Here is a 20,528-nt window from a genome sequence, read left to right as displayed (position 1 = left end):
ACGGACCCGCCCGAGGGAGGTCGGGCGGATCCGGTGTCATTCGGCTCAGACGAGTTCGGACGCAGTGCGCGCACCGGTGTCGTCGATATGGGCAAGCCCGCCCACGGTCACCTCGATCACGCGCGCGCTGGCGATATCGAAGAACAGCCCCGATACCGTCACACCACGCTCGGCCATCGCCGCACGCACGACGGGATGCCGGTGCAGCGTTTCCAACTGCACGGCCACATTGACCATGCTCAGCTGGTCGGCCGCACCGAATCCGGCGGCCGCGGCCGCTTGCGCCACCGGGTGCCCGACCTGGAATCGATCCAGGCTCGGCTGCGCATGCCTGAGCCACGGCCCGATCCCCGGTCCGCCATCGGTGCCGGAATACAGCGCCTGCATCGCACCACAGGACGAATGCCCGCACACCACGATGGACCGCACATTCAATTCGTTGAGCGCGAAGACCAGCGCGGCCTCCACCGACGCGTCGCCGCTGTCGGGCACCAGATTGCCGACATTGCGCACCGTGAACATGTCGCCGGGACCGCTGTTGGTGATGATGTTCGGAACCAGTCGGGAGTCCACGCAGGTCAGGAAGAAGGTGTCGGGATCCTGACGGTCACGCAGTTCGTCCAGATGCGGCCGCACGACGTGGGCGTGGCTGCGGTGGTAAGCGGCGACACCCGAGGTCACCCGGTCGGCATTCTCGTCGTCGCCCCGCCACGGGCCCAGGATCTCGTCGAGCATCGTGCGGCCGAACCCGCGGGCCGGCGGGCCCGCGGTGGCGTGCGCCATTCGCACACTGCCGATTTCCACGAAATCCACTGTGCCGCCGCCACTTTCCTGCTGACGCACCCAGTCCTCGATAGCTTCGAAAGCGGCATGATCGAGGAAGTCGACCGTCATCTCGATGGTAACGTCCACGCCCGCCGGCACTTTCGCGAATTCCGCGGACAGCTTCGGCAGCGCGAGGAACGTGCAGGAACCGTCGATGGTCAGCAACCAGCGCTGCGAACCGGGAACCTGCTCGGCCGCCACGGCAACTCGCACGACACGCCACAGCAGCAGCCCGAACGCCAGTCCCAGACCGATGATTACACCTTCCAGCAGATTCAGGAAGACCACGCCGACGACGGTGACGGCGTAGATGATCAGATCTCCGGTGTGCCAGGCCATCTTGATGTGCGCCAGCTTGACCAACTGGATGCCGATGACGATCAACAGACCCGCGAGCGCGGACTTCGGAATCTGCTGTACCACCCCGACCAGCGCGACCGAGAACACCAGAATCCAGCAGCCGTGCAGCACCGCCGAGGCGCGGCTGCGCGCACCCGCCTGCACATTGGTCGCACTGCGCACGATCACGCCGGTGACCGGCAGACCACCCAGTAGACCGGAGAGCACATTGGCCGAGCCCTGCCCGATCAGCTCGCGGTCGAAATTGGTGCGCTGACCGGTGTGCATCTTGTCCACGGCCACCGCCGACAGCAGGCTCTCGACACTGGCGATGAGCGCGACGGTCAGGATCATCAGTGCTACGGCGGACCAGTTGCCACTGGGGATCTGCGGCAGTCCGATCGCGTCGAACAGCGAGCCGTTCAACACGATTCGCTCGGCCTCGAACGGCGGCACAAGTGACAACACCGTGCCGACCAGGACCGCGACCAGCGGACCCGGCACCACCCGCACCTTGGCGGGCACCCGGCGCCAGCCGAGCATGATCACGATGACAACCGCGCCGATGATCGCGTCATCGCCGTGCAGCGACAACAACTGCGACGGCAACAGGGTGATGTTGTTCCAGGCCGAGCTGCGCGAGGACCCACCCAGCAGGACGTGAACCTGTTGCAGCGCAATGGTTATACCGATGCCGGCGAGCATCGCGTGCACCACCACCGGCGCGACGGCCAACGCAGCCCGCGCAATCCGGCTCAGCCCGAACAGAATTTGCAGCACACCGGCCGCGACGACGATGAAAGTTGTTGTACGCCAACCGAATTGGTTGATGGATTCAGCGACGACGACGGTCAGACCCGCCGCGGGCCCGCTGACCTGCAGCGGTGAACCGCCGAGCGTGCCCGCGACGATGCCACCGATGACGGCGGCGATGAGTCCGGCGGCGACGGGCGCGCCGGAGGCGACGGCGATGCCGAGGGACAGCGGCAACGCGACCAGAAAAACAACGATAGAGGACGGCAGATCGTGGCGCAGGATCGATGACAGCCGATCGGACAGAGGTTCGGAACTGCGCTGACCCTTGCCCTGTTCAACGGGCGGTATCGGGGGTGCGGCTAGAGCGCTATCAATAGCCATTGGCGTCTCCTTCGCCGACTCGGCGCGAACGCCGAGGTCGGTTGACGATCAAAATGTCCAGCAGGGCATAGAACGCGAACCGGCATCTCGCGGTGAAGCAGTTCTCGACACAGCGATGGGCCGAGATGTAAAGCATGTTAAGGCTATTAGTAAAGGCTTAGCAAAGCCTGAGGAGTTGCCCAGAGGTGCCGAATCCATACCTCCCCATCGATGTGAAATGCAACACGCCGGAGCCGAGTTCGCCTGTCGGGCCGAATCATTCGGCCCGACAGCCCGCGACTAGACGGGCTCGGCGGTGACGCCGCGCACCTCGGCCGATTCATCGAATGCTTCGACCGTCAGCTCGTCGTCGAACTCGGCAATGCCGTCCATGGCGACCTCGATGACCCGGGCGGTCGTGAGATCGAAGAACAGTCCGGATACCGCCACGCCACGCTCCTCCCTTCCACGCCGGACCACGGGGTGGGCATGCAGCCGTTCCAGTTGCAGTGCCACATTCACCATGGCGAGCTGGTCGACCGGGCCGAATCCGGCGCATGCCGCGGCATCGGCCACCGGATGTCCGAGCCGGAGCCGGTCCAGGCTGGGCCGCGCGTAGGCGAGCCAGTCGCCCAGCCCCGGCCCGGCGCGCACCTCCCGATGCAGTGCTTCCATCGCTCCGCAACCGGAGTGCCCGCAGACCACCACAGCACGCACGTCAAGCTTGTCCAGCGCGTAGACCAGCGCGGCCTCCACCGAGACATCGCTACCGCCGACCGGAACCAGATTGCCCACGTTGCGGACGGTGAACAGATCTCCCGGCCCGCTATTGGTGATAACGTTCGGCACGATGCGGGCATCGGCGCAGGTCAGGAAGAACGTGTCGGCATCGGGCCGGTTGCGCAATCCATGGAGATGGGGACGCATCAGATGCGCGTGGCCGCGGTGATAGGCGGCGATACCCGCGGCGATCGGATCCGCCCGATTACCCGTCCGCCGCCACGGCCCGATGACCTCATCGATGACCTGACGCGAGCGCCCGCGCTCCGGCGGGCCCGCCACCGCGGTCGCCATCCGCGCGCTGCCGATCTCGACGAAATCGGCTGTGCCACCGGCGGCCTCACGCATACCGGCCCAGTCGGTGATCAGCTCACAGAAGGCGTGGTCGAGGAAGTCGACCGTCATCTCGATGGTCACATCCACGTCGGCGGGAACCTTCGCCAGTTCCGCGGTCAGCTTGGGCAGCGCAATGAAGGTGCAGGTGCCGTCGATGGTGACCAGCCAGCGGCGGGCGGCGGCTACCGGTTCGGCGTGGATGGTCACCCGGACCACCCGCCAGAGCAGCAGGCCGAAAGCGAGTCCGAGACCGATCATCATGCCTTGCAACAGGTTCAGGAACACCACACCCAACGCCGTGACCACATAGACGAACAGGTCGCCGGTGCGCCGGGCCAACCGGATATGGGCCAGCTGCACCAGTTGCACGCCGATGATGATGAGCAAGCCGGCGAGCGCCGCCTTGGGAATCTGCTGCACCAGCCCGGCCAGCGCGACCGCGAACAGCAGGAACCACACGCCGTGCAACACGGTCGCGACCCTGGTCCGCGCCCCCGCATGAGCATTGGTGATGCTGCGAACGATCACGGCCGCGATCGGCAAACCACCGAGCAGACCCGACACCACATTGGCCGAGCCCTGCCCGATCAGCTCGCGATCGAAATCGGTTCGATGGTCGGGCCGCGACTTGTCCACCGCGGCAGCGGAAAGCAGGCTCTCCACGCTGGCGATCAGCGCGACCGTCACCATCGCCATCGCCACCGCGAACCAACTGCCGGACGGGATCGCGGGCAAACCGATGGAATCGAGCAGCGACCCGTTCAGCACGACACGCTCGACATGAGTCGGCAGTACCAGCGACAGGATCGTGGCGACCACCACCGCGACCAGTGGTCCGGGCAGGACACGAATCGAGCGCGGCAGGAACCTCCAGCCGATCAGAATAACGATCACCACCAGACCGACGAACAGATCGCCGCGATGCACTGACATCAACTGATGGGGCAACTGGGTGAGGCTGGCGTATGACGAAATCAGCGAGTTGCCGCCGAGCAGAATATGGACCTGTTGCAGCGCGATGATGACGCCGATACCGGCGAGCATCGCATGGACCACCACCGGTGCGATGGCGAGCGCGCCGCGCGCAACGCGACCGAGCCCGAACAGAATCTGCAATAGGCCCGCCCCGATGGTGATGAAACAGGTAGCGGCCCAACCAAATTGGTGCACGCTCTCGGCGACGACGACGGTGAGGCTCGCCGTCGGACCGCTGACCTGCACGGCCGAGCCCCCCAATAGGCCGGCGACGACACCGCCGACGACGGCGGCGATGAGGCCGGCGGCGACCGGTGCGCCGGAGGCGACCGCGATGCAGAGCGAAAGTGGTAGTGCCACAAGGAAAACCACGACCGAGGCGGGTAGGTCATGGCGGACGATTGCGGCGAGAGTCCGTGGCGCGAGATCGGTGTCGTTGGACATTATTCCCCTTCGCCGAAACGGCGTGGAGCCGATCGGTTCATCGGTCGAACAAGTAACTGGCATCGAAAGCGAGCGGCGGGGTGAAGCTTTGTCGAGAACGCGGTGCTAGGTGCGCTCTGCGTGAAGCGGCTTCGCGGAACCCGACCCCCATGATGCGGAGGCCAGGCGTAATAGTAAAGAGTTAGCAAAGTGCATGGAAAGTTTTTGATGCAAATGTGGTCAACTATTATCAAAATGTGACCCAAGTCACAACATAGCGAAGCGGATCAGCAGGGCAGGAGCGCTCCACACCCCACCCAGATTCCTTGCGCAACCCTAGTTGAAGTAATGGTCGCCCCACGATGGTGGCGCGCGGGTGCCGATCGACAGGACCGCGCCGCCCCCTGCAGCACAACACATTCGAGAGCACCGACCAGAAGCGAACGGCGGACAGGCCATACCGACCGTCGCCGACGGAAGCGCGCACCGGATGCGCGCCCGCCAACGAATCGGCAGCTGATGCGCCACATGCTCTTGCATGCCCAGCTCGGTTAAAGCTACTGTTGTGCAAATGGTCAGTCCTAATGACCACAAATTTGGGCAGCTCACAACACGGAAGGACATCGAAGTCTGATGGCCGAATTCACCGACATCACCTATGAGGTCGACAACGGACTGGCATGGATCACCATCAACCGGCCGGAGCGCTACAACGCCTTCCGCGCGCAGACGGTCGACGAACTGGTCATGGCCTTCAAACACGCCTGGGCCAGCAGCGAGGTCGGGGTCGTCGCGCTGACCGGCGCCGGCGACAAGGCGTTCTGCGCCGGGGGTGACCAGAAGCAGCGCATGGAGACCGGCGACTACGGCCCGTCGGCGAGCGGCCTGTTCGAGGTGGATGCCCTGCACCGCGTCATTCGCGACACGCCGAAACCGGTTATCGCCGCGGTCAACGGCCTCGCGATCGGCGGTGGGCATGTGCTGCACGTGCTGTGTGATCTGACGATCGCCGCCGACACCGCACAGTTCGGACAGAACGGTCCGCGCGTCGGTTCCTTCGACGCCGGCCTCGGCTCGGGCTATCTGGCCCGCGTCGTCGGCGAGAAGCGGGCACGCGAGATCTGGTTCATGTTGCGCCGGCTGTCGGCACAGGAGGCGCTGGATTGGGGTCTGGTGAACAAGGTCGTGCCGGCCGCCGATCTCAAGGCGGAGGTACGCGCGTGGGCGGACCAGATGCTCGACTTCTCGCCGACGGCGCTGAAGGTCCTCAAGCAGTCGATGAACACCGATACCGAACACTTCGTCAGCATCGGCGCCATGGCCTACTCCACGCTGGCGATGTTCGGTGAGACCCCGGAAGCCCGCGAAGGTATCACCGCATTCAACGAGAAGCGCAAGCCCGACTTCACGCCGTACCGAGGTAAGTGAGTTGCAGTTCTCAACGGAACAGCGTGAGTTCGCGGCGGCGGTCGCCGAATACTGCCGTCGCCAGCTCGCGACAGTCGCACAACGTGATGCGGTCACCGAGGGTGGGACTCTCTCCAACAGCCCCCAGGTGCTGGCCGACATGGCCCGCAGCGGATGGCTGGGCGTGTCGCTGCCCGCTGAATTCGGCGGCGGCGGTGCCGGTTTCGTCGACGAATGTATTTTCCTCGAGGAATCGGCCCGGGGTCTTGCCCCGATCACCGGATACTCGACCGGCCTCACCGCAGCGCAGACCTATCTGCGGTGGGGCACCGACGAACAGAAGAAGACCATCGTCGCCAACCTCACCGCCGGCCGCCTCGAGGCCATCGCACTCAGTGAGCCCGGCGCGGGATCCGATCTCGCCGGCCTGCGAGTCAACGCGCGCCGCGACGGCGACCGCTACCTGATCAACGGCCAGAAGACGTGGATCTCCGCTGCACACGTGGCAGAACACATCCTGGTCCTGGCCCGTGAGGACAGCTCGGGCAGCAAACACCAGGGCATGACTCTGCTGATGGTGCCGACCGACGCACCCGGCCTCACCATCCGCGGTATCGAGACCATGGAAGCGCACACCTGCAACGACGTCTTTTTCAGCGATGTCGAAGTGCCCGCCTCGGCGGTCGTGGGCGAACCTCGCAACGCGTGGAAGCAGCTCATGCGTGGGCTGAGTATCGAACGTCTGATCATCGCCGCGATGAGCATCGGCGGTGCGCGACGCGCACTCGACGATGCCGTCGCATACGCGAGGGAACGTGAGCAGTTCGGTCGGCCTATCGCCACGTTCCAAGCCCTTCGGCATCGCCTCGCGGACCTCGCCACCGACATCGAGCTGGCACGCACGTTCGTATACGACGTCGCGACGAGAATCGACGCCGGACTCGAGGACGATCTCGCTCGCGAGAGCGCGATGGCGAAGATGCGATGCACCGAGGTCGCCAAGCACGCGACCCTGGAAGCGATGCAGCTGATGGGCGGCTACGGGTATGCCCGCGAATACGGCATGGAGGGTCAGGTACGTCGTGCCCTCGCACCGCCGATCTACGGCGGCACCAACGAAATCCAGCGCGAGATCATCGCCAAACATATCGGCTTGTGAGCAGGCCGCCGGCACGAACCAGCGAGTTGCATTGATGACCGACACGACCTTCGCACCGACACTGTTGTCCGGGAAGCGAATCCTGATCACCGGTGGTGGGACCGGGCTCGGCCGCGGCGTAGCACGCCATTTGGTCGAGCACGGCGCCGAGGTACACCTGTGGGGACGGCGTGCGGCGGTCCTGGCCGAGGCCGCCGCGGAGGCGTCCGCCTCCCGCCCTGGGGGCGCGCACTACCAGACGGTCGATGTCCGCGACTACGAGAACGTGGATGCGACGATGGATCGGATCTGGACCGAGCACGGCCCGCTGACGGGAGTGATCAACAACGCGGCCGCCAACTTCATCGCACAGACCAAGGATCTGAGTCCTCGTGCATTCCAAGCGATCACTAGCACGGTGATGAACGGCTCGTTCCACACCACGCACGCAGCGGGCAAGCGGTGGATCGCCGACGGGCTGCCCGGCAGTGTGCTGTCCACATTGACCACCTGGGTGTGGACCGGGTCCGCGTTCGTCGTCCCGTCGGCGATGGCGAAGGCCGCGGTCCATTCGATGACCATGTCACTGGCGGTGGAGTGGGCCAAGTACGGCATTCGGGTGAATGCGCTTGCTCCCGGGCCCATTCCGACCGACTACGCCTGGGAAATGCTGAATCCGACCGACAAGTCGTCGGTCGGCGCCACACAGGCCGACCAGATTCCGGTCGGGCGAACCGGAACGATCGAAGAGCTGGCAAACCTCACGATGTTCCTGCTGTCGGACGCGTGTGACTACCTCACCGGGCAGACCATAGCCATGGACGGCGGGCAGATGCTGGCCGGACCCGGCACCTTCGCCGGCCTGACCACCCTTACCGACGCCGACTGGCGGCAAATCAAGGAAACCAGTAAGGCGGCGTCGGAGTCCAGCAAGGCTCAACGAACCGTGTGAGTCCATCCGAGCTCACCACACAGCGAGGGTACGCATCCACAAGATGCGCACCCTCGCTATTTTGTAGACGGCGGCCGTGCCAGGATTCGATCCTCGTTCGTTCAGGACCCGCACCGTTCAGAGCGATGGGCGGTACCGATACTTGCTGCTGCGAGTCAGCGCGAATTCGAAGATCCCCGAGCCCCGGACGTCTCCGAGAGTGAAGGTGCACAGCCGGTCGGTGAGTGCCGAGTCCAGAGAGCGCGGGGTCACCGATCCATCGAGGGGGTAACGGTCCGAATCGACGTGATCGGCTCCGGACGAAATACCGTGGCGCCCACCGCGCCGGGGGGAATCGGCGGTGGCGGCGGCCGAGGCACGACCACGCTGGTGGTGCCATCGCTGACCAGGAAGGTCAGGTTCGAGTGCCCATCGCCGATGGCCTTGGTGGTTATCGATCCCGAAAGGATGCCACGACTTGCCACGAACTCCCCCAACGCATTTCGCGTTTCGGGGCTCCAGTCCCATACCATCTCGGCCTCACCGACCGGAGAACTGTGGTGTGCGCTTCTCCTTGAAGGCCGCCAGCGCTTCGGGCATGTCGTCGGTTCTGGTGAGCAGAGCTTGACCACGGTTCTCGAGCTCGAGAGCTGCCTCGTAGGAACCGATTTCGGCGTTGCGCTGGATGGCTCGCTTGGACATCCGCACCCCGCCGGGGGAGTTCTGCGCGATCGAGCGCGCCATGGCGAGCGCCTCGTCGAGCAGTCGCTCCGACGGGATCACGTGGTTCACCAATCCGATGCGCAGTGCTTCGTCCGCCTCGACGATGCGTCCGGTGTAGCCGATCTCCGCCGCCCGCGCCGGGCCGACCAGGCGCGCGAGATTGACGGAAGTGCCGAGTTCACCGATCGACAGGCCGACCTTCACGAACGCCGCACTCATCTTGAGAGTCGGTGCGGCCAAGCGGATGTCGGCGGCGAGCGCCAGCGCCAGACCACCTCCGGTCGCGGGCCCGTGGATGGCGGCGATCACGGGAAACGGCAGATGCCTGATGGATTGAATTCCCCCCGTGGCGGTCTCCTGGAACTTCAGGAATTCCCGGACACCCATCTCGGTGATCACGTGGATCTCGTCGAGATCGAATCCGGCGCAGAAGGCGCGCTCGCCCGCACCGGTGACGATGAGCGCACGCAACCCGCTGTCGCGAAGCGCGCGACCCACCGCCAGGTGTTCGTGGAACATCGTCACGGTCTGCGAGTTCATTCGCTCGGGCCGATTGATCCGCAGGATGCCGATTCCGGGCTCGACCTCTTCGAAGGTCAGCGTCTGCAGATCGGGAAGAACAATGGTCATGTCCGGTGCCTCGCCTCGTGTTGTCCAGCTGTCCTATGTGCCCTCGAAGACGGGCGTCCGCTTTTCCTTGAAGGCGTTGAGTGCCTCCGACATGTCCGGACTGCGAGTGAGCAGCGCCTGCCCGCGGTTCTCGAGTTCGATCGCCGCGGCGTAGGAGCCGACCTCGAGGTTGGCTTGCAGGGCTCGCTTGGACAGCTGTACACCGCCCGGCGAGTTCGCGACGATCTGCTCGGCGAGCGCGACGGAGTCGGCTACCACGTCGCCCGCGCTGACCGAATTCACGATGCCCAGATCGGCTGCCTCGGTCGCGTCGACGCCCCTTCCGGTGAAACAGATTTCACTGGTCTTCGCCGGTCCGATCAAGCGGGTGAGTAGCCACGACGTCCCCAGATCACCGGCGGACAACCCGATTCGAACGAATGCCGCGTTGAACGTGGCCGCGGGGCCGGCCAGGCGGATATCGGCGGCGAGCGCCAATGCCAGACCACCGCCGGCGGCGGGTCCGTTCACCGCGGCGATGACCGGAACGCGCAGCGAACGAATCGCGGTCAGTGCTCGCGCGGCGCGTTCCTGCTGGTCCAGCATGCCCAGAGCTCCGAGATTCGGAAGGTCGTCGGCGTCGGCCAGGTCGTATCCCGAGCAGAATGCCTTGCCCGCGCCGGTGAGAATGACGACGCGGCAGTCATCTTCGGTCTCGAGACCCCAGGCGAGTTGCTCGAGTTCGACGAACATGGTGTTGGTCATCGCGTTATAGCGCTCGGGCCGATTCAACGTGACCACGACGATTCCCGGCTGCACCTCCTCGGCGAGGAAGGTTTCGAAATGTTGTTCCAGGATCTTCATCGGGACTCCGTAAGTGCGGCGGGCCGGGTGGGATCGGTGAGACGGGACTAGCGGAACCGCGGCTTGCGCTTCTCGACGAAGGCGCTGATGCCCTCGGCCGCCTCCCCACCCTCGAACAGCGCTTGGATCTGATCGACCTCATAGCGGGCGCCCACTTCGAGCGGCAGGTCGAACGCCGCATCCACCGTGCGAACCACCGACAGCTGAGCCGGCAGCGAGGGACCGAGCAGGTCGTGCGCTAATGCCAGCGCTGCTTCGGTGGCGTCGCCGTCGGTCAGCCGGTCCACCAGACCGATTCGGTATGCCTCGCCGGCGGCCACCTGGCGCGCGGTCAACATGATGTCCAGTGCTCGTCCCCTCCCTACCAGCCTCGAAAGTCGTTGCGTACCACCGGCACCCGGAATCAATCCGAGTTTGACCTCCGGAAGTCCGAACCGGCCGCCGGGTCCGGCGACTCGCAGTGTGCACGCCACCGCGAGCTCGAGCCCGCCGCCCAGCGCGACCCCGTCGATCGCGGCGATGGAAAGCCACTGCGCCGAGGCGAGCCGATCGTTGACCGCACGCATCCGATCGCCGTAGGCGGTGAACGTCTCGGCGTCGATCGTCGAGAGGTGTTTGATGTCCGCGCCCGCCGCGAAGAACCCCGGCAATGCGGATCCGATGACCATGACCTTGACGTCGCCGGCCTGCTCGGCGGCGTCCATGGCGAGATGGATCCCATCCAGGAGCGGGATACCCAATGCATTGGCGGGTGGCCGCTGCAGGGTCACCGCCGTAATCCCGGGTTCGACCGTCTCCCAGGTGACCACATCCTGCGCCCGCTCTGCCACGTCGTCCTCGCATTCAACAACTCGTCGACACCGCTGCTGCCGACTTCCTCGCCTTGGAAGCTATCCAGGTCACAGTCTCAAGTCAACCATTATTTTGGTATGACCAAAATACCTCAGATGGTCGCCCGCTGCAAACTCGCATGGCAGGACTCTTAACTGATAGATTAGGTACGACCAAATACGCAGAAAGCAGGTAACGATGCCCGAGTCGCCCTCGTCGAGCACGGTTGCGCGACACCCGGTCCGGCTACAGCCGATGCAGGTACCCAAAGCATCAGATGTCCTTGCGAACGATCTTCGCGAGCGCATCCTGCGTGGCGAGTTTCCCTCCGGGACCGCGTTACCACCAGAGCGGGAATTGGTCACCCAGACGCAAATGAGCCGGACCACGGTCCGTGAGGCCCTCCGAATCCTCGAAGTGCAAGGTCTCGTTGCCATCAAGACCGGGCGATCCGGCGGCGCGTTCGTCCAGCAGCCCGACGGCGACTCGATGGCCTCGACAGTGAGTCTCCTCATCCGCGGACAGCAGCTGCGGCTGACCGACTTGTTGGAAACTCGCGAGGCTATCGAGCCGGCATGCGCCGGCCTGGCGGCGAAGTACCGAACCGACGACGACATCGCTGCCCTCGACGCCGCCAACACCACGCTCGGCGATCTGGAAATCCCGCTGGATGAGTTCCTGCAGGCCAACGTCGACTGGCATCTCGCGGTTGCCGCAGCTAGCCACAACGAACTCCTGACCGGCTTCATGACCGCACTCTCGAACGCCATCTACAACTCGACCGAGAACACCGCCTTCGTCGATGACGAGGTGCGCAAAACCACCTATCGGGCACACAAGACGATCACCGACGCCATCCGCGCCGGCGACCCGAGCGCCGCGACGCGACGCATGACCAAACATGTCCACGGTTACGCCGAGGCTGTTGTCCAGGTCGAGGAACGTACCGAGATCGAGCTACGCGAGACCTGAGAACTCACGAGTCACGCGGCTACGGTGCTCGCGAGATGAATCCGCAGGCCGGCCAGGATCTCGGCATTGATCGCGCGAGTCTCGCGATCGCTGAGTCCCCAGGGCGGAGCGATCAGATCGAGATGATCGAAGCCCTCTGGGATCGCTGCCAGCGCCGCCGGGAACTCGGCCGGACGGCACGCGATCGCGATGGCGTCGATCATCTCGTCGGTTACCGCGCCGATCAGAGCCTCGTCATCGCGGTCACGAGCCGCCTGGCGGATCTTCTCCTGCGCCGCACTCCAGCCATGCAGTGCGAACAACCGATCGTAGACCCGAGACGCGGCGTATTGGCCGATCGCGAATGCCGCCTGGCGCCGAGCCAGGTCAACGTCTTCGTTGATCGCGCACATCCGGATGCCCATAATGGTCACCTCGGCCGGATCGCGGCCGGAAATCGCCGCCCCGGCCGCGATTTCGTCCGCAACCGGCCCGCGGACGTAGTCGGCGGTGTACATCGGATGGCCGACCAGTCCGTCGGCGAGTTCGCCGGCCGTGCGAAGCATCAGCTTGTTCACCCCGGCTATCCAGATCGGGATCTCGGGCCGGATCGGTTCCGGCACATCCGATGTCGGTGAGATGTGCACCGTGTAGAAGCGCCCGTCGTGGTGGACCGGCCCCTCGTGCAGCCGCCACAGCGCTTTCAGCACGGTGAGCAGTTCGGCCATCCGGGCAGCTGGTGCTTCGCCGGACACACCGTGCCAGGCCTCCATCATCTTCGGCGTACCGTTACCGATGCCGAGAATGATTCGGCCACCGGACAACTCGTCGAGGTCACGCGCTTCGGCTGCCCACATCAACGGGCTGCGGCCCACTCCGTAAGCGATATTGGAGCCGATGCGGATCGTGCTGGTGCCGGCTGCGAGCGCTGCCATCGGCACGGTGGCCGAGCGGCTGTACAGCTCGCTCGTCCACACCGCGGCACAGCCGATTTCCTCTGCCTCGCGCGCTAGTTCGGTCATCGTCGCGAACCGCTGCGGTCCACGGCCGACGCCGAAGGCGTTGACCCCGAATGTCGTCATCTCGGTGATCCTCTCGGTATGTCAGGCCCGACGCGGAAACCGCTCGAACTCGGGTCGCCGCTTGGCTTTGAAGGCCTCCCGACCTTCTCTGGCCTCTTCGGTCGCGTAGAACAGCAGATTCGTGTCGTGTGCGAGTTGCTGAATTCCGGCCAGGCCGTCCTCGGCAGCGTGGAAACTGGCCTTCATCAGCCGAAGCGCCATGGGTGATAGTTCCATCATTCGCCGACACCACGCGAGCGTCTGCGACTCGAGGTCGGCGAGCGGGACGACGGTGTTGACCAGCCCCATCTCCAATGCCTCGGCGGCGTCGTACTGGCGGCAGAGGAACCAGATCTCTTTGGCCTTGCGCACGCCGACCATGTCGGCCAGCAGCCCGGCGCCGAATCCGCCGTCGAACGAGCCGACCTTCGGTCCGACCTGACCGAGGCGCGCGTTGTCGGCGGCGATGGTGAGGTCGCAAACGATCTGTAGGACGTGCCCGCCGCCGACGGCATATCCCGCGACCATGGCGACGACCGGCTTGGGCAGGCGGCGGATCTGCACCTGCAGGTCCGTCACGTGAAAGCGGCCTACTGCGGCTGGGTTCTCCGGATCGGAGAGATAGCCCGTGTCACCGCGGACACGTTGGTCGCCACCCGAGCAGAACGCCTTGTCACCCTCCCCGGTCAGCACGATGACGCCGATCGACGGATCCTCGCGGGCCTGTGTGAGCGCGTCCGAGATCTCGATCAGTGTCTGTGGCCGAAAGGCGTTGTGCACCTCTGGTCTGCAGATGGTGATCTTGGCGATGCCGTCCGCTGTTCGTGAATAGTCGACGTCCTCATACCTCCGGACGGTTGACCACTCCCCTGTGTTGTCGCCCATCGCCGGCCTCACGCCATGGTCAGGCCGCCACTGACCGACAGTGTCTGGCCCGTGATATAGCCCGTTTCGTCGGAAGCGAAGAACGCGACGGCGGCGGCGATGTCGGACGGCAGCGCCAGTCGCTTCATCGGTACCGCCCGGGTCATGCCACCCAGTACCTTGTCGGCGTCCTGGCCGGAGTTGTCGGCGAACTTGCGCAGCGCCGGGGTGTCGGTGGGGCCGGGGCATACGGTGTTGACGGTGACCCCCTTGGTGGCGACCTCACGGGCGAGGGTCTTGGTGAAGGCGATGATGCCGCCCTTGGCTCCGGAGTACACGGCCTCGAGCGAGGATCCGACTCGGCCAGCATCCGAGCCGATGTTGATGACCCGACCGAAGCCTCGCTCGATCATGCCCGGGACCACGGTGTGGTTGACGCGCAGCGCACCCTTGAAGTTGATGTCGAGAATCTTGTCCCAGAACGCTTCGTCGGTGTCGAGAAACTTCATGAAGTCGTCCCAGCCGGCGTTGTTCACGGCCACTTCGACGGGTCCGAAACTTTCGGTAACCTGCGCGACGGCAGCCTGCACGGACGCGGTGTCGGTGACATCGATCGGAACGGCGATCGCCTGCCCCCCGGCAGCCACGATCTCCTTCGCAGTCTGCTGTGCCACTTCGTGATTCAGGTCGGCCACGGCGACGCGGAAGCCGACCGCTGCGAGTTTGCGCGAGATGCCCTCGCCGATTCCCTGAGCGCCTCCGGTGACGAGCGCGACACGATTGCTCATGAGTGTCAGTTCCTTTCGATGACAATTGTTCGATTACGTCAGGATGCGAGGCGAGCCGCACTCGCGAGTTCGTCACGGAACTCCGGGGCCGCGATACCGATCAAACGGCGACGGCGCTCGGCCAGCGGTTGCCCTCGCAGATGCGCGACGCCGTGTTCGGTGACGACACAGTCGACATCGGCGCGTGCTGTGGTGACCACGCCCTCGTCGAGGCTGAACTTGATCGACGAACGTCCGCGCATGGTCGACCGGAGCGCGATGATCGATCGTTTGCCGGTCAGCGCGGCGGCGCGGGCGAAATCCACCTGGCCACCCACCGCACCGAGATAGGTTCCCCGGCTCATCTCCGCACCGACCTGCCCCGTGAGGTCCACCTCGATCGCGAAGTTGACCGCGACGAGTGAGTCCAGCTTCGAGAGCACTTGCGGCGCATGGGTATAGCTGGTCGGCCGGAACAGCACGGGCAGTTCGGCGATCCGGGAGTACATGTCGGCCGAGCCCAATGCGGTTCCGGCTACGGAGAATCCGGCGTCGATCTGCTTTCGACCGCCGGTGATCACTTCCTTGTCGATGAGTGTGAGCACGCCGTCGGTGATCATGCCGGTATGTACGCCGAGGTCGCGATGGCCGACCAGCGCCTCGAAGACCGCAGCCCCTATGGAACCGATGCCGACCTGCAACGTGTCGCCATCGTCGACCAATTCGGCGATATGGCCGGCGATGACGCGATCGACATCGCTGGCTGGCCGACGCGCCTCCTGCTGCAGCGGGCGGTCGGACACCATGGTGGCCGCGAAGCGGCTCAACGGGATTCGCGGTGAGCCGGGTACGGCGGGCATCTGCTCGTTGATCTCCGCGAACAGCAATGGCGTGTGGCCGATGGCGTCGGCCATATAGTCAACGCCGATTCCCAGCGAACACATGCCGTCTCGGTCCGGCGGCGACACCTGCAACAGTCCGGCGTCGCACGGCAGCCGGTGTTCGGCGAACATCCGCGGCAGCGCCGAGTAATGACACGGCACGACCTCGAGCCGGTCGGTGGCGCCGAGCTCACGGAGCGCGCCGAGGCCACCGTAGGACACCATCGTGTCGGTCGGCGACATCGATTGCGCCAGTTGGTCGTTCCAACTCAGTCCGGTGAACAGGCGCAGCGGCCCGAGTTCCGGTGCCTGTGCGAGCAATAGGTCGACGATCGGGCGTGGCTCGGCGGCGGCCTGGCTCCACCAGACTCCCATGCCCGGCCGTAGCAGCCCGCCGAAGTCGAGCATCAGTTCTCCCGCTCGATGAGCGTGCCCGTGCCGAGACCGCCTCCGCAGCACATGGTCACCAGGCCGAGCCGGCTGTCACGCCGCTCCATCTCGGCGAGAATCGTCGCAATCAGCCGGGAGCCGGTGGCGCCCACCGCATGTCCCAGTGCGATCGCTCCACCGTTCACGTTCACCCGGTCCATATCGGGCTTCAACTCACGCTGCCACGCGAGCACGACGGAGGAGAATGCCTCGTTCACTTCGAACAGATCGATGTCCGCGACCGTCAGACCGTTTCGGTCCAGCAGCTTGTGGGTCGCGGGGATCGGTCCGGTGAGCATGATGATCGGGTCGACACCCACGGTGGTCTGATCCACGATCCGCGCGCGGATACGCAAACCGTGACGCTCGGCCGCTTCCCGCGTGCACAGCAGCACCGCCGCGGCGCTGTCGCAGATGGGGCTCGAGGTGCCAGCGGTGATCCGGCCGTTCTCGCGGCGGAAAACCGGCGAAAGCTTGCCCAGAGTCTCGAGCGAGGTCCCCGGCCGGACCGTCTGGTCGCCGGTGCGGATCTCCCCGTCGAGCTCCAGCTGCACCATCTCGTCGGCGAAACGACCGGCGGCGATGGCCTCGGTGGCGAGGGCATGGGACCGCACCGCGAATTCGTCCATCTCCGTTCGCGAGATATCCCAGCGTTCGGCGATCAGTTCCGCGCTCTCACCCTGAGTGACGAAGTCGTAGCGTTCCCGCAGCGCGGCGGGCCACGGATCACCGTAGAGTTCGCTGATCTCGGCCGGCGAATTCATCGGCACATGCCCCATATGCTCGACACCACCGGCGATGACGACGTCGTGCACACCCGAAGACACCAGCGCCGCAGCGAAATTCACGGCGGTCTGCGCAGATCCGCAGCGACGATCCAGCGTTGTCGCCGGCACCTCCGCCGGGTAGCCTGCCTGCAGCCAAGCGTTGCGGCCGATATTGCGGGATTGCTCACCGAATGGTGCCGTGCACCCGATGATGAGATCCTCCACCACCGCTGGGTCGATACCCGCGCGCCCGATCAGATCCTGGTAGCAGGACGCCAGCATCGCATTGGGATGGATAGCACGGAACCATCCCTTCTCGGGATGGGATTTGCCGATCGGTGTGCGCACCGCTTCGGCGATGACAACCTCGCGGCCGGAGGTCGCGAACGGACCCGATACTCGTGTACTCATCTCAGATCACCGTCCCGCCGTCGACCGGCAGCACCTGGCCGGTGATATACCCGGCGGCGCCCGAGGCCAGGAAGACGAAGGTGGGTGCGATCTCGTCGGGATACGCCCAGCGCCCCAACGGGATTCGCGCCAATGTCTGCGCGGCGAGTTTCTCGTTGTTGCGGATGTTCTCGGTCATCGCGGTCGCTGCGAGCGGCGCCACCGCGTTCACGGTGACCGACTGCTTCGCCAACTCACGCGCGAGCGACTTGGTCAGTCCGATGATGGCGGCCTTGGCGGCACCGTAATTCGCCTGTCCGATCGTTCCGGTCAGTCCCGCAGCGGAAGTCACGTTGATGATGCGACCGGTACCGTCCGCGGCCAGATGGTCGAGCGCGGCGTGACTGCAGTGATACGTGCCCATGAGGTGGGTATCGAGAACCTTGCGGAATTTCGCCTCGTCCATCTTGGGGAACATCGCCGGCGCGATCACACCGGCGTTGTTCACCAGGATGTTGAGCGTTCCGTTGCCGAGGCGGGCCGCGGCGGCAACCGCGTCGCGCGCGTTGTCGGCATCGCACACATCGAGGGTGAACGGTTGCGCGACACCGCCGGCCGCGGTGATCCGCTCGCTCACCGCGGCGGCCGCATCCTTGTTGACATCGGTCACCAGGACCGCGGCTCCTGCCGCGGCGAAAGCCTCCGCTACGGCAGCTCCGACGCCCCCGCCCGCACCGGTCACCAGTGCGGTACGGCCGTCGAGAGCGAATGCGCGAATGCCGGAAGGGATGGTGTTGTGGACCTCGACTGTCTTGTCGGTCATCAGTAGCTCCTCGGGAGGCCGAGTACGTGCGCGCCGAGATAGTTCAGGATCATTTCCTGGCTGATGGGCGCGATGCGGGTCAGACGCGCTTCACGGAAGTAACGGGAGACGTTGTACTCCTCGGAGTAGCCCATGCCACCGTGAGTCTGCAGCGCGCGGTCGGCCGCCTCGAAACCCGCGTCGGCGCAGAGGTATTTGGCCGTGTTCGCCTCGCGACCGCACGGTTTGCCGTTGTCGTAGAGCCAGGTGGCTTTGCGCAGCATCAATTCGGCGGCGTCGAGCCGAGCCAGCGAATCCGCGAGGGGGAATTGTATTCCCTGGTTCTTGCCGATCGGTCGGCCGAAGACTTCACGGTCGTTGCCGTATCGCACGCCGGCGCGCAGGGCGGCGCGGCCGATGCCGAGCGCTTCGGCCGCCACCAACATCCGTTCGGGATTGAGGCCGTCGAGGATGTAGGTGAACCCTTTGCCCTCCTCGCCGACCCGGTCCTCGACGGGGATCTCCAGATTATCGATGAAGAGCTCGTTGGAGGTCACCGCATTCCGGCCCATCTTCTTGATGGGCCGGATCTCGACCTTGTCCCGATCGAGATCGGTGAGGAACAGCGTCATGCCGTCCGTTTTGCGAGGCGAGTCCTCGAATTTCTGGGTGCGGGTGAGCAGCAGGATCTTCTCCGACTCCACCGCCTTGGAAATCCAGACCTTGCGTCCGTTGACGATGTATTTATCGCCCTCGCGTCGAGCGAACGTGGTGATCTTCGTGGTGTCCAGACCGGCGCCCGGCTCGGTCACGCCGAAGCACACATGCAGGTCGCCGCTGACGATGCGCGGCAGAGTCCGCTGCTTGAGCTCCTCGCTACCGTGCACGATGACCGGATGCATGCCGAAGATCGACAGGTGCATCGAGCTGGCGCCGTTCATCCCGGCACCGGACGCGGCCACCTGTTCGAGAAGGATCGAGGCCTCGGTGATCCCGTAGCCATGTCCGCCGTACTGCTCGGGCGTGGTGATGCCCAGCCAGCCCCCCTCGGCGAACGCGTTGTAGAACTCCGTCGGGAATTCGTGCTTCTCGTCCTTGTCCTGCCAGTACTGATCGTCGAACTTGGCCGCCAGCTCGGCGACCGCGTCACGAATCGTGAGCTGGTCCTCTGTCAGTTGGAAATCCACGCCCGTACTCCATCCATCAACTCAGATAACTATAACAATGGACTGACCAAAAAATCCAAGTGGTCACCCCTGCCGTACCGGTTCGTCGAGCAGTGCGGCTGCAATTCGCTCGTTCCAGACCGACGGCGAGCCGAAAAGAGTGCGGTCGAGTTTGGCGCGCTTGTAGAACAGGTGCAGATCGTGCTCCCACGTGTAACCGATCGCACCGTGCACGGTGAGTGCGGATTCGGCGAGATCGGCCACCGTCTCGGTCACCTGAGCCTTGGCGACCGCCGCGACGGTCGGCGCATCGTCGATACCGGCGTCGACCGCGGCCGCGGCATACAGCGCCGTCGAATACGCGGCCTCCACCGTGACCAGCATCTGCGCCGCTGCGTGCTTGACCGCCTGGAACGAGCCGATGAACTGCCCGAATTGCTTGCGCTGCTTGCTGTATTCGACGGCGAGTTCGAGCATTCGCTCGGCACTGCCCAGCGCATCGGCGGCCACCAGCACCCCCGCCAGCGTCGCAGTCCGCGAAAGCGACGACTCGTCCGCCGGGATGACTTCGATGATCGGCGCGGAGGTGAACTCGACGGTCCCCGCACCGCGCGAACGGTCGAGCAGACGGTCCGGTTCGATGACGACATCCGATGCCGACACCCGTGCCAGGCCGGTGCCTTCGGGCCCATTCACCGGCACAACGAAAACGTCTGCCTCGCCAGCCCCGATCACATGGCGAACAGTTCCGGTGAGCCGGCCGTCATGCGCGACCAGCGGATCCCAGGTCGGGGGCCGGTCGGCACGGATCGCCGCAGCGAACCGCCGCTCACCGGCGAGCTGGCCGGCCAGTTCCCGCTCGGCAAGCAACGGCGCGACCAGAGCGGCGGCCAGCCACCGCGAGTCGGGCACGGCGGACCGGCCGAATTCCCGCGCGGCCAACGCCAACTCGAGAACACCGCCGCCCTGTCCAGCGGCGTCCTCCGGATAGCCGACACCCCACCAACCATCGCTGATCAGCGCTCCCGTGAACCGATCGGTATCGCCTGAAGCCTGCAGCTTTCGAACGGCCTCCGTCGGGAATTTCGCGGTGATCCACTCGCGCAGGGACGCGGCGAACAGTTCCTGTTCCTCGGACAGTTCCCAATGCATC

At 65.2% G+C, this 20,528-nt stretch carries 17 protein-coding genes and 2 pseudogenes; 4 read left to right on the top strand and 15 right to left on the bottom strand.

From position 1 onward, the window contains the following. Positions 1–45: 45 nt before the first annotated feature. Positions 46–2,301, bottom strand: coding sequence for a bifunctional SulP family inorganic anion transporter/carbonic anhydrase (locus AB0J29_RS02330; RefSeq protein ID WP_364777782.1), 2,256 nt, complete (start codon positions 2,299–2,301; stop codon positions 46–48). Between the two features lie 279 nt (positions 2,302–2,580). Continuing rightward, positions 2,581–4,815: a SulP family inorganic anion transporter gene (locus tag AB0J29_RS02325; protein WP_364777779.1), complete on the bottom strand. Its 2,235-nt coding sequence runs from the start codon at positions 4,813–4,815 to the stop codon at positions 2,581–2,583. Positions 4,816–5,427: 612 nt separating this feature from the next. Between AB0J29_RS02325 and AB0J29_RS02320 the strand changes: the two genes are divergently transcribed. From AB0J29_RS02320 to AB0J29_RS02310, 3 genes are read left to right on the top strand one after another with little or no spacing between them, the layout of a single operon-like run. Next, positions 5,428–6,222 (top strand): enoyl-CoA hydratase-related protein, encoded by a 795-nt coding sequence (locus AB0J29_RS02320; RefSeq protein WP_364777776.1) that lies wholly within the window; start codon positions 5,428–5,430, stop codon positions 6,220–6,222. Between the two features lies 1 nt (position 6,223). After that, a complete protein-coding gene (locus AB0J29_RS02315) occupies positions 6,224–7,360 on the top strand; it encodes an acyl-CoA dehydrogenase family protein (protein ID WP_364777773.1) in 1,137 nt (378 codons plus the stop codon). A gap of 34 nt (positions 7,361–7,394) precedes the next feature. Next, positions 7,395–8,291, top strand: coding sequence for an SDR family oxidoreductase (locus tag AB0J29_RS02310; protein WP_364777770.1), 897 nt, complete (start codon positions 7,395–7,397; stop codon positions 8,289–8,291). Positions 8,292–8,408: 117 nt separating this feature from the next. Here AB0J29_RS02310 and AB0J29_RS02305 read toward each other — a convergent pair. The 5 genes and pseudogenes from AB0J29_RS02305 to AB0J29_RS02285 all read right to left on the bottom strand — a co-directional run. After that, positions 8,409–8,612: pseudogene (locus AB0J29_RS02305) on the bottom strand (hypothetical protein); the annotation flags it as partial. After that, a pseudogene (locus tag AB0J29_RS02300) lies at positions 8,612–8,803 on the bottom strand (phosphotransferase family protein); the annotation flags it as partial. The pseudogenes AB0J29_RS02300 and AB0J29_RS02305, both read right to left, overlap by 1 nt. A 7-nt stretch (positions 8,804–8,810) precedes the next feature. After that, a complete protein-coding gene (locus AB0J29_RS02295) occupies positions 8,811–9,623 on the bottom strand; it encodes an enoyl-CoA hydratase-related protein (protein WP_364777767.1) in 813 nt (270 codons plus the stop codon). 33 nt (positions 9,624–9,656) lie between these two features. Continuing rightward, a complete protein-coding gene (locus tag AB0J29_RS02290) occupies positions 9,657–10,466 on the bottom strand; it encodes an enoyl-CoA hydratase-related protein (protein WP_364777764.1) in 810 nt (269 codons plus the stop codon). Positions 10,467–10,513: 47 nt separating this feature from the next. Next, positions 10,514–11,296: an enoyl-CoA hydratase-related protein gene (locus AB0J29_RS02285; RefSeq protein WP_364777761.1), complete on the bottom strand. Its 783-nt coding sequence runs from the start codon at positions 11,294–11,296 to the stop codon at positions 10,514–10,516. Between the two features lie 256 nt (positions 11,297–11,552). Here AB0J29_RS02285 and AB0J29_RS02280 point away from each other — a divergent pair, with 256 nt between their 5' ends. Beyond that, on the top strand, positions 11,553–12,269 hold the full coding sequence (locus AB0J29_RS02280) for a FadR/GntR family transcriptional regulator (protein WP_364777758.1): 717 nt from the start codon (positions 11,553–11,555) through the stop codon (positions 12,267–12,269). A gap of 11 nt (positions 12,270–12,280) precedes the next feature. On the opposite strand, the gene AB0J29_RS02275 is transcribed toward AB0J29_RS02280, so the two are convergent. From AB0J29_RS02275 to AB0J29_RS02240, 8 genes are all read right to left on the bottom strand, one after another. After that, on the bottom strand, positions 12,281–13,330 hold the full coding sequence (locus tag AB0J29_RS02275) for an LLM class flavin-dependent oxidoreductase (protein ID WP_364777755.1): 1,050 nt from the start codon (positions 13,328–13,330) through the stop codon (positions 12,281–12,283). 21 nt (positions 13,331–13,351) lie between these two features. Next, positions 13,352–14,194: a 1,4-dihydroxy-2-naphthoyl-CoA synthase gene (gene menB / locus AB0J29_RS02270; RefSeq protein ID WP_364777752.1), complete on the bottom strand. Its 843-nt coding sequence runs from the start codon at positions 14,192–14,194 to the stop codon at positions 13,352–13,354. Between the two features lie 8 nt (positions 14,195–14,202). Next, complete coding sequence (locus tag AB0J29_RS02265) at positions 14,203–14,961, bottom strand: 3-oxoacyl-ACP reductase family protein (RefSeq protein WP_364777749.1); 759 nt, start codon at positions 14,959–14,961, stop codon at positions 14,203–14,205. A gap of 38 nt (positions 14,962–14,999) precedes the next feature. Next, entirely contained in the window at positions 15,000–16,229 is a 1,230-nt protein-coding gene (locus AB0J29_RS02260) for an acetyl-CoA hydrolase/transferase C-terminal domain-containing protein (RefSeq protein WP_364777746.1), read from the bottom strand. After that, positions 16,229–17,428, bottom strand: a complete 1,200-nt coding sequence (locus tag AB0J29_RS02255; protein WP_364777743.1) for a thiolase family protein — start codon at positions 17,426–17,428, stop codon at positions 16,229–16,231. Before AB0J29_RS02255 ends, AB0J29_RS02260 begins: the two co-directional genes overlap by 1 nt. Position 17,429: 1 nt before the next feature. Beyond that, entirely contained in the window at positions 17,430–18,230 is an 801-nt protein-coding gene (locus AB0J29_RS02250) for an SDR family NAD(P)-dependent oxidoreductase (protein WP_364777740.1), read from the bottom strand. After that, positions 18,230–19,396, bottom strand: a complete 1,167-nt coding sequence (locus tag AB0J29_RS02245) for an acyl-CoA dehydrogenase family protein (RefSeq protein WP_364777737.1) — start codon at positions 19,394–19,396, stop codon at positions 18,230–18,232. Before AB0J29_RS02245 ends, AB0J29_RS02250 begins: the two co-directional genes overlap by 1 nt. A gap of 63 nt (positions 19,397–19,459) precedes the next feature. After that, complete coding sequence (locus tag AB0J29_RS02240) at positions 19,460–20,527, bottom strand: acyl-CoA dehydrogenase family protein (protein WP_364777734.1); 1,068 nt, start codon at positions 20,525–20,527, stop codon at positions 19,460–19,462. Between the last annotated feature and the right edge of the window lies 1 nt (position 20,528).

This window comes from Nocardia sp. NPDC049707, assembly GCF_040674855.1.
Lineage (GTDB): Bacteria > Actinomycetota > Actinomycetes > Mycobacteriales > Mycobacteriaceae > Nocardia.
Note: the sequence above shows the minus strand (reverse complement) of the source record. Positions and strands in the feature narration are given on the sequence as shown.